This is a genomic window from Pseudomonas sp. GX19020, from assembly GCF_023371075.1.
In the GTDB taxonomy this organism is placed as follows: Bacteria; Pseudomonadota; Alphaproteobacteria; order Rhodobacterales; family Rhodobacteraceae; genus Pseudogemmobacter.
The window spans coordinates 128,319-139,497 of the sequence record NZ_JAMCCR010000013.1 but is presented as its reverse complement, the minus strand read 5'-3'; the positions used below and the strand labels follow the sequence as shown (position 1 = coordinate 139,497).

The following is an 11,179-nucleotide window of genomic DNA, read 5'->3' as shown; positions in this document are numbered from 1 at the left end:
CTGGGTCTCTGCGCGTGTCTCCTGCTGGTAATTGCGGGACACGCGGAAACAGAGCAGTTGTTTTCTGATTGCCCGCATTTGCAGCAGATTGTCACTGTCCCATCATGGCCCCGTGGGCAGGATCGGCTGCAAAGAGCGGAAGAATAATATTCGTGGCTTCACGGCGTTCCGGCACAGGAAACTGCACAGCCCCGCCATTGCCCGCCAGAACTGTCGGCATTTCCGGGGCGTGATGCGCCCCGGTGTGCGGCTCAGCGCCACCACCGGCTCCGGCGCGCTTCGGGATAGGCCGCCAGATTGCCGAAGGTGATTCCAATCAGTGTCAGGCGCGGTCAGTCCGGCGACTGAATCAAGACGTTTCGTCATCCTGCTTCGGGGTGGGCTCGCTTCGACGGGGCATGATCTGATCGGGTCAGTTCAAAAGCGAGGATAAAGCCCGATCACCGCGATGACGCGCAGGATCTGGATGTCGGCCTGCACCAGGTGTGGTTTGCGACCGCGTGGCCGCCATATTGCCCCGCCGCAGCGCGGTTTCGGGGTGTCATTTGTGAGGATTTCGGACCGCCCGGCCCCCCCTCGGGCGGCCAGCGCTGGCGCGGTTCCACGCGAAAACCGGCCGTATTGCGAGGTTAATGGCGGCGGCCCTGGCAAGAGCAGTCAGACGGCGCCTGGTGCCGGTCCTTTCGGGGAAGAAATTGCGACTGAGAGACTGCCCCCGAGGAAAACAGCTAGGACCAGATAACGGAACGGGCGAGGACCACTCAGGTCGCGGAGTGCCCGGTCGGGGCCAGCTTCCGGGGCGAAGCCAGGCGTCGCCCTCGAACCATGCGGCCCGCCGCTTGCATCTTTTGGCGCTGTCTTGGCTATGATCATCCGGGTAAGGTAACCCTCGCGCAGCTTTGCCCGCAACGTCGCGACGGCAGCTTGCAACCGGGCAGCCTGTTCGCATTTTGAAATGGCGCGTTCGGCGATCCATTCGGTCGTTCAACCAGCTCTCATCCCGGCTGGCGCGCGCGCCAGCCGGGATGAGGACGACCGCGCCCGCTGGCTGGCCGATCTGGCAGGGCCGGATCAGATTGCTGACAGCGCCATCCGGCTGCTGCGCGAAGAGGGCGGCGGCGATCTGACGGAACCGCTGCGGCTGGGCCGGATGCCGGAGGATATCGCCCTGGAAATGGGCGGGTTCGGCCAGAAGATGGTTCTGGTGGGAATGGTCGCGGTCACAGTCAGGCTGCAGGCGATAAAACGGGTGCGGCGTGACCGGATGATCAATGCCGTGCCCCATGGCGGCGGCACTGCAAGTCTCGGGCCCGGGAGCGGGATGGTGGCGGTCAGCTTCCAGAATCGCGGGTCAGGCATATCCGAATCGCTGATGGCCGGCGGGATCGAAGCCCTCTTCCGCGTCGATCCGGGGCGGCAGAAAGTGCAGCGAGGCTCCGGGCCGGGGCTTGCCATCGCGCGCGAGGTCCTGGCGCATTTCGGCGGTGCACTTGCCATCCGCACCCGCAGGGGTGGTGGGCTGCAACACGAAATCACCCTGCCCACATTGATCGCCTGGCCCCGACACAACTCCCGTTTCGCGCGCCCCGTCTGCGAGGGAGCGGGATTTCATCGTGCCGCTTTCGGGAAGAGTTAATCCGCCTTGCACGAATTAACCCGGACTTTGCCGCGATTTTGCCCGATTTGCCGTTCCAACTACCTTTGGTTGAGTTGTGGCAGAATGCTGCAACGCCGCGCCTTCAAAGAAGAGACGTGTCATGGTCGCACTCGTGGTTATCCTCAGCGGACTTGCTGCTCTGGCAGCATCGGTACTGGTCTGGTTCCTGGATGGGGGCATTGTCGCGGTGATGATGGCCTATGTGATCTCCGGCAATCTTTGCTTCGCCCTCCTGAGCGGCCTGGCCGGCTCGGTTCAGTCACCAGAAGCCAAGCCCGATTTTACCAGTGCCATTGAAGCCGATCTTCAGGCGCTGCTGGAAGAGCGTCTCAACAAAACGATCCGCAACCAGGCGCCGCCGCGCAAGCCGCGTTTTCCGCTTCTGCGCCGCAGCGGCGTCTCGCTGCCGGGCTCTGCAAAAGTGACCAGGTCGGCCAGAACCCGCACCCTCTTTCACTGACGCGAAGATCCATCCAAGTGGAGCCCCGGCCCTGTCTGGTCCGAAGTCTCGGGCTCTCAGGCCTCTTTTGATGGGGCCTGTGCTCAGTCAGGTGGTGGCAGGCGGTTCAGGATTGCCTCGACCTGACCGGGACTGCGCGCCGGTTTGACCAGATCGGTGATCACCTTGTCAAAGGTCACGGCATCCTCGCTGACCCGGAAGATCTGCCAGGGTTCCTGATCGCCCAGCTGCCCCTTCATCATCAGAATCTGCGGAAAGCCGCGCCGTGCAGGCAAGAGATAGACATCGGTCATCTGGATCGTCATGCCCGGCGCCGTTTCCCAGATCGGAATCGCAAGCCGGCCTTCCTCGCGGTCGAGGTAAAGCCCGTCCTGATCTCCGGACAGTGAAAAGCTGAGCGAACCGGAGAAATCCTCTTCTTCCGGTGGAAGCGCCAGATCCACCAGCGACGCATCACCTGGCTTATGGCGCGGTTTCGCCCCAAGACGCGGCAGGGTTTTAGAAGGCCCCGCCGGCGCGGCACTGGCAATCGCTTCCGCTGCAGTTTCGTAAGCCGGCCCGGCCGAACCAGCGCCTCCGCCTGCGGGCGGCGCAGCGGCAAGGGGCGGGAAATCCGGCTCAGGCAGCGGCGTTGCGGGGATCGTCACATCCCGCGGCGCGGCAGCCGCGGATCTGGACGCAGCCGATGGTGGCGCGGGCGCGGGCTGAGCCTCCTGCGCCATATCGGTTTCAGCCACGGAATGCGCGTCGGCCGGCGCCACGCCCTCGGTTGCCACAGTTTTGCGGTCTGATCCATCCGGCATCTGCCCCAATGGCAGCTGTCCCTGGGGCAGCAGAAGAAAGGCCCCCATCACACTGGCCGTCGCCGCAGACCCCGCTATCCCGAGCCGCCGGGGCGAAAGCCAGCGCGCGATCCGTGACGGCTCCGGCGCGGCAGGCGAGAGGCCGGCGGCAACAAAGCGCTCGCGAGCGCGGGCGATATCCGCCCGCATCAGCGCCGGGTCGGGATCAGGCAAGGCCAGATCCGCCAGACGGTCCAGCGGATCGGCCGGCGCAGTATCAAGGGGGTCGCGGCGACTGGTCACAACACTCCCCTCAGCGCTTTGCGGGCCTGGTGGATATGCCAGGACACCGTCACCTCTTTGCAGCCCATAATGCGGGCGGCTTCTGCCTGGGCAAGGCCCTCGCCATGCACCAGCAGGATCGCATCGCGTTGTTTTTCGGGCAAGGCCCGCACTGCTCGCCAGATATCGGCGACATGCAGCGCGTCCTCCTGATCGCCTTTGCTGAAATCATCGGTCAGAAGCGATGCCGCCGCCACCAGACGGCCCCGCCTTGCGCTGGCACGCTGCTGGTCGCGCACCGCATTGAGCGTCACCCGGTAAAGCCAGCCCTGGAAGGAGGCGCGGCCGTCAAAGCTGCGGATCGTCGTGCCAAGCCGCATGCAGACGGTCTGCGTCACATCTTCGGCATCGGCGCGATTGCCGGTCCAGCGGCAGGCAACGCGGAAGATAAAGGTGTAATGGCGCGACAACAGCAGTTCGAAAGCACCGGCATCACCGGCGCGCGCCTTTTCGACCAGAGGATCGGTGTCTGAGATCGGGGCGTATCCCGGCACCTGTACAGCCAGACCGGCAGCATGTGTCCCGGCCCGGCTCTCGCCGACCCCTGTTTCGCCAGCCTGGACCTGAACGGCCCTGTCGCTTGCGGCCTCGCTTTGGGGCAAAGACCTCTCGCCGTGACGCATCATTCTACGCTTCGCAACCGTATACATCGCGAGAACAGCACTATTTTTCGGCCAAACGCAACCGGGAGCCGGCGGGGTTCCCCGCGGCCCTGTGCTTGCCGTAAAGGAAAGCGCCATGCTCATTGGCCGCTCCGCGACATAGTTGCAGCCCCGGCAGGTGAATTTCCTGCCGTCACAGCAAAGACGCCTGTCGCCTGCAGCATCCTGGTTAAGGCATGTCACAAATCCGTCAGAATGGTTTGGCCCGCCTGTCTGATTGCCAGCCGCCCCGCCCGCGCCTAGAATTGGGCAATGCCCACGCTCCAACAGCTCAGATATCTTGTCGCCGTCGCGGACCAGCTGAATTTCAGCCGCGCGGCCGAGCTGTGCAATGTGGCACAACCAACGCTGTCGATGCAGCTGCGGGCGCTGGAGGAGCGCCTTGGCGCGCAGCTGGTCGAGCGCAGCCGCGCCAGGGTCAGCCTGACGCCCGTCGGCCGCGATGTGGCGCGGCGCGCGCGCGAAGTGATCGACAGTATCGAGGATATCCGCGAGGTCGCACGCAGAGGGGATCCCGATGCGCCCCAGGCCTCGCTCCGGATCGGGGTGGTGCAGACGGTCGGGGCCTATGTACTTTCGGTCGCGATGCCCGATCTGCGCGCCGCCTGGCCCGAAATGCGGGTCAATGTGCGCGAGGAGCGAACGGAAACCCTGATCCGTCAGCTGCTTGAGGGAACGTTTGACGTGATCCTGCTGGGCGAGGAGCTGCGGCGCGAGGATGTGGAACAGGCGCCGCTGATCACCGAACCCTTGCTGGCAGTGATGCCGGCAGACCACCGCCTCGCCGGACAAAGCGAGATCGCACCTGCCGAGCTGGCGGGCGAGACGGTGCTGGGGTTCGATGGCGGCCCGGCGCTCAGACGGGCCGCGACGCGACTGTGCGCCTGGACCGGGGCGCGGCTGGCCCGCGATTACGAGGGCACCACGCTGGACACTTTGCGCCAGATGGTTGCGGCGGGAATGGGGATTTCGCTGCTGCCCGCGCTTTATATCCGGTCCGAGGTGCTGCGCGAACAGCTGGTGGTGGCGCGCCCGCTGGCCGAGGCGGTGCTGACCCGCAATATCACCATGGTCTGGCGCCGCGATGCGCCGCGCAGACAAAGCTACACCGCCATCGCCGCGCGTTTTCGCGAAAGCCTCAGCCCCTGGCACAGCGGCTGATCAGTCGTATTGGATCCGGGTCGTCCAGCCCGAGACCGAGACCCCCCGCGCCGATGCAAAGCTTTGCGCAAGCTGGCTCAGATCGCTGCCGCCATCGACCACAGTACAGGAAATCACCCCGCTTTGCGTGGCGCGCAAGAGCCGCAGCCGCGCCCCCGCCCGGCGGAATTCACCGGCGAGATGTTCCAGCCCGTCCCAGCAATCCTCGACGGCGAGGTCGATCTCGAAAATCAGTGAGATGCCGGGGAAACTCGCGCGCAGGCTGTTGATCGAATCGACAGGGATCGCGAAATCGCACGCAGTGGCGGTTCTGGCCATGGGCCTCTCCTTCAGGTTACCGAAGGGCCAGAGGCGCCTCCGCTTTAGCTGCATTTTTTTCGCGCCCGCAATCTGAGCTTCAAATCGGCGCGTCGTCCGGGGCCTCGCTAACATCCCAAAGCCCCTTTGGTCAAGGCAGCTGGCCAGGCGTGGGGAGACTGAAATTCTCTCACATCGCCGGATTGCGGAAGCAAAGCGTGGTTTTCCGCTGAACTCTGATCTTGTGCCAGCCTGCCGCAGCCGCTATAAAATAACGACAATAATGGTCGAGTATGATGCCCTTCCCCGCCCCGCCCTTGCATAAAAGAACACCATCGCGGCCCGGCGGGCTGCGGTCGGGGCAATATTGGCGAAATGGGAACAAACCGGTGCTTCCCTCCCCCAGACTCGCCTTTGCCGGAGAAAACCATTCTCTTCCTTTGCAGGTTTCCGGCCCTGGCGTTCCTTGCTTAGTGGCGCGGCCCGGTGCAATCAGGGGTGCTGAAACCGGAGTCGGCAATGGCCATTGAAATCGCCCAGCTGCGCAAAAGCTTTGGCCGCAATGAGGTGCTGAAAGGCATCGACATCGCGGTCGAGGATAAAGAGCTGATCGCCCTGCTCGGCCCGTCGGGCTCGGGCAAGACCACGCTGTTGCGCATCATCGCGGGTCTCGACTGGCCCGATTCCGGCCGGCTTGAGGTCGATGGGACCGACTGGCTGTCGATCGCCGCCCGCGACCGCCGCATCGGTTTCGTCTTTCAGCATTACGCATTGTTCCCGCATATGTCGGTGCGCGACAATATTGCCTTCGGGATGACGGTCCGGCCCAGGGCCGAACGCCCCGGCAAGGCGGTGATTGCGCGCAAAGTCTCGGAACTTCTGCAATTTTTGCAGATCCCGCATCTGGCGGACCGGCTTCCCGGCCAGCTCTCGGGCGGGCAACGCCAGCGTGTCGCACTTGGCCGGGCGCTGGCCATCGACCCCCGCGTCCTCTTGCTCGATGAGCCCTTCGGCGCGCTGGATGCCGCCGTGCGCCGCGATCTGCGGTCCTGGCTGCGGTCTGTGCATGATGCATCTGGGACCACGACGATTTTCGTCACCCATGACCAGGACGAGGCGTTCGAGCTTGCCGACCGGGTGGTGATCATGGGCGAAGGCCGGATCGAACAGATCGGTACCGCCGACCAGATCCATGACCATCCCGCCTCGCCTTTCGTGGCGCGGTTCATGGGCGCAACTATCGAATTGCCGGTGCGGATTGCTGCGGGCCGCGCGACGGCACCCGGGATCGACGCTGCCCGGCTTGAACGCCGCGCTTTGCCCGACGGAGCTGCCACGCTGTTCGTGCGCCCCGCCGATCTGACGCCGGTGCCCGACCCTGCCGGGCTGTGGCGTGTGAAACAGGTGACCTCGACCGGTGCCGTGCTGCGCCCGGTGCTGACCGGGCCTGAAGGCCAGGAGATCGCGGTCGAGATCCTGCGCCGCACGGCACCGGGCCTCTTGGCGGGGCAAAGCGTCACGCTGCGGGTCGAGACCGGCACCATTTTTACCGAAACGCCTCCCGGCCAGCGCGGCCAGGCAGGGCAATCCTCTGAAATCAAAGAAATTCCCCTGAAGGAGAAACAGAAATGAGCCTGATCTCTTCACTGCGCACCGCTGCAGCTGTTGTGGTTCTGGCAGCTGCTCCGGCGCTGGCCCAGGACAAGATCCTCAATGTCAGCTATGATATCGGCCGCGAGCTGTTCGAGGCGCTGAACCCGGTCTTTGCCAAGACCTGGAAGGAAACCACCGGCCGCGATGTCACCGTCGATCAGAGCCATGGCGGATCGTCTGCCCAGGCCCGCGCGATCCTTGAAGGTCTGAACGCCGATGTGGTGACCTTCAACCAGGAGACCGATATCGACGTGCTGGTCGATGGCGGTCTGGTCGATGCCGACTGGCGCAACGCCTTCCCGAATGGTGCCTCGCCCTATTATTCGCTGCCCGCTTTCGTGGTGCGCGAAGGCAATCCGAAAGGCATCAAGGACTGGAGCGATCTGGTCCGCGATGATGTGCAGCCGGTCTTCGCCAATCCGCGCACTTCGGGCAATGCCCGCTACACCTATCTCGCGGCCTATGCTTTCGCGCTGGAAGCCAATGGCGGCGATGAGGCCAAAGCCAATGACTTCGTGAAGAAGCTTCTGTCCAACGTTCCGGTCTTCGATACCGGTGCGCGCGCTTCAAGCCAGACCTTTGCCGAGCGCAATATCGGCGATGTGCTGATCACATTTGAGGCCGAAACCGCCGGCATCGTGGCCCAGTATCCGGGCCTGGAGCGTGTGACCCCCGGCACCAGCCTCTTCGCGGCTTTCCCGGTCGCCCTGGTCAAGGAAAACGCTGAAAAGAACGGCACGGTCGAGGTTGCAACCGCCTATCTGAACTGGCTCTACACCCCCGAAGCGCAGCGCGTTCTGGCAGCGCAGAACTTCCGCGTCACCGATAAGGACGTGGCGGCCGAGGTTGCGGCACAGTTCCCCGAAGTCAAACTGCTGACCGTCGACGTGCTGGGCGGATGGGCCGATATCAAGGCCAAGCATTTCGACGAGGGCGGCATTCTCGACCAGGTTTTCGAGAACTGATCTGTAAATGACCGTCGCTTCTGTCCGCATCAGGCCAAAGCGTGTTCTGCCGGGGTTCGCACTGAGCCTCGGCACCACGCTTCTATATGTCAGCGTGATCATCCTGATCCCGATCATCGCCCTGGTGATTTCGGGTGCCGGGATCGGCTGGGACAGATTCGTCCGTATCCTCACCTCGGCACGAACGCTCGACGCGTTGCGGGTCACGGTGATGGCGGCGGCGATTGCGACGGTGATCAACGCATTTTACGGGCTCCTGATGGCCTGGGTGCTGACGCGTTACGAATTTCGTGGCCGCGCTTTCCTTGATGCGATGATGGATATTCCCTTCGCATTGCCCACCGCCGTGGCGGGCCTTGCGCTGACCTCGCTTTTCGCCTCGACCGGCTGGTTTGGGGGCCCGCTGGAGGCGATGGGGATACAGGTCGTCTATGCGCTTCCGGGGATCATCATCGCGATGACCTTCACCTCGGTGCCTTTCGTGGTGCGCGCGGTGCAGCCGGTGCTGGAAGACCTCGACCCTGCGCTGGAAGAGGCGGCAAAGACCCTGGGCGCCACACCCTGGCAGACCTTTTCAAAGGTGATCCTGCCCGCGATCCTCCCGGCCTGGCTTGGGGGCTGCACGGTGTCGATGGCGCGATCCATGGGGGAATTCGGGGCGGTGGTCTTTATCGCGGGCAATCTGCCCGGCAAGACCGAGATCGCCTCACTTCTCGCCTTTATCCGGCTGCAGGAATATGATTATCGCGGCGCCTCGGTGATTGCGCTGATCCTGCTGGTCTTCGCGCTTTTGCTGCTGCTGATCTCGAACCTGTTCCAGATCCGCGCCGCGCGCTACCGCGAGGGCGGCAAATGACTGTGACCCCGATGAGCGCCCATGAGCAGATCGAAGCAGGCCGCCGTGCCGCCAATGCGGGCGAACGCCGGACCGCGCGGCTGCTGATCGCGCTGGCGCTGGTCAGCACCGCCTTCCTGATCGCCGCGCCCCTCGTCTATATCTTCTGGCGCGCTTTCGCGGCCGGGGTCGGAGGATACTGGGCCGCGATCACCACGCCCGACACGTTGCATGCGATCTGGTTGACGGTGATCGTCACGGTGATCGTGGTGCCGGTCAATGTTGCTTTCGGCATCGCGGTTGCCTGGGCGATTGCACGTTTCCGCTTTCCGGGGCGCGGACTGCTGATGACCATTGTCGAGATCCCCTTCTCGATCTCGCCGATCATTGCGGGCATCTGCTATCTGCTGCTTTATGGTCGCCAGGGGTTCCTTGGCCCCTTCCTGCGCGAACATGATATTACCGTGCTCTTTGCCCTGCCGGGGATCGTGCTGGTCACCCTCTTCGTTACCGCCCCCTTTGTGGCGCGCGAGGTTCTGCCTCTGATGCTGGCGAAAGGCTCTGAACAAGAGGAAGCCGCCGTGACGCTTGGCGCCAGGGGCTGGCAGGTCTTTCGCTATGTCACATTGCCGGGGATCCGCTGGGCGCTGCTTTACGGCGCGGTGCTCTGTGCCGCGCGCGCGGTGGGCGAATTCGGCGGTGTCTCGGTCGTTTCGGGCCGGGTGGCCGGGCAGACCAATACACTGCCTTTGCAGATCGAGCTTCTGTACAACGAGATGAACACCTCTGTGGCAGCCTTTGCGGCCGCCTCGACCCTGACGATGATCGCGATCATCGCACTGATCGCCAAGACCTTCCTCGATTCCCACAACCGGCGCGGCTGACCGGACCTTTGCTGAGGCCCTCGGGCCTCAGCGCGTGACAGTGCTTTCCTTTGCCGCGATATAGCGCGCCATCTGGCCGGCCTGAACGCGAATGTCGGGGATCGCAGTGATCTCCCAGAACATCGCGCGCGAGACCGGACCAAGGGCGAAAAGCCGGTCAGAGGCCGCGCCATCCCGCCCGATCAGCCGCGCCTCGGGCGAGACCTCAAACCCGATGCGCAAAGGATCGACCCGCGCCGCCCCATCCGCCAGAAGCCCTGCCATCAATGGCGAGGCGTTCTTTTCCGGGTCATTGCGGATGCCACGACAGTCAATGATCCGCCCGACCTCCAGTCGCGCCGGGCCTGCCGCACCGCGCGGCTGGATCACGGCTGTCACCACCTCGTCCTGCGAATCACCCGCCGCCGGTTCGGCCCGTATAAAGGCGGCACGCTCAATCTTCAGCCGCCCCGCTTGCATCGCGGCCTCAAGCCGCGCGGCAGAGGCTGGCGGGATGCGGTGACGATGCACCTCCCACCAGGTGGCGCCATGGCGCAGGAAACGCCGGCGCTGGTCCAGATCCATATTCTGCCAGATCAGGCTGACATAAGGCCGGATCCCGTCGACCGCCGACCGCCAGGTGCCACCTTCGGCCACCGCATCGGCCACCAGGCCGCGCAGCCAGGCCAGCAACCGGCTGACCGGCGCCCCCAGAGGCACTGTTTCGGCTGCGATCTTCAGCGCCGCCCCCGGCCCGTGGGACCGCGGCAAAAGCCCGCGCCGCGAGATCGCGATGATCTGCCCCTGATGCCCGGCGCGTTCCAGCGAAAGCACCTGATCCACCATCGAAAGCCCGGTGCCGATGATCAGAACCTGAGCCCCGTCACCTGGCGGCGTATTGATCGACCAGGCACCCGAGATCAGCCCTGACGGGTCGTCCCTGGGCACGACATGCCCGGTCGCAAGCACCGCATAGGCGCCCTTCAGCTGCCGCCCGTCATCCAGCTCGGCCTTCACACCGCCCCCGCGCTCGCTGATCCCGAGACAATCGGCCTTGATACAGACCAGCCGCCCCGACGCCGTCCAGGGCGCCAGCAGGCAGGACAGATAGCTGCCATAGGTGGCGCGTCCGACAAAGCTTTCGCTGTCATGACGGCCCGGTGCATTGTTCTCGAGCCAGTGCAGAAAGTGATCCGGCTCATCCGGAAAGGCGCTCATATTATGGACGCGCGTGTTCAGCAGATGGTCGGGATCACTGGTCGAGTAAGCGATTCCACAGCCCAGAAGATGCCGGCCCTCGACCACAGTGACCCTGAGATCGGTGTTCTGGCGCAACAGATTTGCGGCAAAAAGCACACCGCTCGCGCCGCCGCCGATCACCAGAACATCACGCCAGCCTTCCTCGCGCGCGAAGGGCTCGGCTCGGGTCACAGGGGTATGGCTCATCTCTGGTCCGTCTTGTGCTGGCATCATGATCAACTGGCCGGCCCCGTGTTATGGTC

General features: G+C 64.3%; 11 protein-coding genes. 7 read left to right on the top strand and 4 right to left on the bottom strand.

What is annotated here, in order from left to right; all coding sequences use genetic code 11:
* The first annotated feature begins 955 nt into the window (after positions 1-955).
* Both M3484_RS18020 and M3484_RS18015 read left to right on the top strand, forming a co-directional pair.
* The gene (locus tag M3484_RS18020) at positions 956-1,636 is read left to right on the top strand and encodes an ATP-binding protein (RefSeq protein ID WP_249498629.1); all 681 of its coding nucleotides are present in this window, start codon (positions 956-958) and stop codon (positions 1,634-1,636) included.
* 121 nt (positions 1,637-1,757) lie between these two features.
* Positions 1,758-2,117 carry a hypothetical protein gene (locus M3484_RS18015; protein WP_092902544.1) on the top strand — a complete coding sequence of 120 codons (360 nt, stop codon included), beginning with the start codon at positions 1,758-1,760 and terminating at the stop codon, positions 2,115-2,117.
* An 83-nt stretch (positions 2,118-2,200) separates the two neighbouring features.
* Here M3484_RS18015 and M3484_RS18010 read toward each other — a convergent pair whose 3' ends face one another.
* Entirely contained in the window at positions 2,201-3,202 is a 1,002-nt protein-coding gene (locus M3484_RS18010) for a hypothetical protein (protein ID WP_249498628.1), read from the bottom strand.
* Complete coding sequence (locus M3484_RS18005; protein ID WP_249498627.1) at positions 3,199-3,867, bottom strand: RNA polymerase sigma factor; 669 nt, start codon at positions 3,865-3,867, stop codon at positions 3,199-3,201. The genes M3484_RS18010 and M3484_RS18005 overlap by 4 nt, the downstream gene beginning before the upstream one ends.
* Before the next feature lie 288 nt (positions 3,868-4,155).
* On the opposite strand from M3484_RS18005, the gene M3484_RS18000 reads away from it, so the two are divergent.
* Entirely contained in the window at positions 4,156-5,064 is a 909-nt protein-coding gene (locus tag M3484_RS18000) for a hydrogen peroxide-inducible genes activator (RefSeq protein ID WP_249498626.1), read from the top strand.
* Here M3484_RS18000 and M3484_RS17995 read toward each other — a convergent pair whose 3' ends face one another.
* Positions 5,065-5,382 carry a hypothetical protein gene (locus tag M3484_RS17995; RefSeq protein ID WP_092902550.1) on the bottom strand — a complete coding sequence of 106 codons (318 nt, stop codon included), beginning with the start codon at positions 5,380-5,382 and terminating at the stop codon, positions 5,065-5,067.
* Between the two features lie 498 nt (positions 5,383-5,880).
* Between M3484_RS17995 and M3484_RS17990 the strand changes: the two genes are divergently transcribed.
* The 4 genes from M3484_RS17990 to cysW are packed head-to-tail and all read left to right on the top strand — an operon-like array spanning position 5,881 to position 9,698.
* On the top strand, positions 5,881-6,993 hold the full coding sequence (locus M3484_RS17990) for a sulfate/molybdate ABC transporter ATP-binding protein (protein WP_249498625.1): 1,113 nt from the start codon (positions 5,881-5,883) through the stop codon (positions 6,991-6,993).
* Positions 6,990-7,979 carry a sulfate ABC transporter substrate-binding protein gene (locus M3484_RS17985; RefSeq protein WP_092902554.1) on the top strand — a complete coding sequence of 330 codons (990 nt, stop codon included), beginning with the start codon at positions 6,990-6,992 and terminating at the stop codon, positions 7,977-7,979. The genes M3484_RS17990 and M3484_RS17985 overlap by 4 nt, the downstream gene beginning before the upstream one ends.
* 7 nt (positions 7,980-7,986) lie before the next feature.
* Positions 7,987-8,835, top strand: a complete 849-nt coding sequence (gene cysT, locus M3484_RS17980; protein ID WP_092902556.1) for a sulfate ABC transporter permease subunit CysT — start codon at positions 7,987-7,989, stop codon at positions 8,833-8,835.
* On the top strand, positions 8,832-9,698 hold the full coding sequence (cysW, locus tag M3484_RS17975; RefSeq protein ID WP_249498624.1) for a sulfate ABC transporter permease subunit CysW: 867 nt from the start codon (positions 8,832-8,834) through the stop codon (positions 9,696-9,698). The genes cysT and cysW overlap by 4 nt, the downstream gene beginning before the upstream one ends.
* Before the next feature lie 27 nt (positions 9,699-9,725).
* On the opposite strand, the gene M3484_RS17970 is transcribed toward cysW, so the two are convergent.
* The gene (locus tag M3484_RS17970) at positions 9,726-11,123 is read right to left on the bottom strand and encodes an FAD/NAD(P)-binding protein (protein ID WP_249498623.1); all 1,398 of its coding nucleotides are present in this window, start codon (positions 11,121-11,123) and stop codon (positions 9,726-9,728) included.
* Positions 11,124-11,179: the final 56 nt, after the last annotated feature.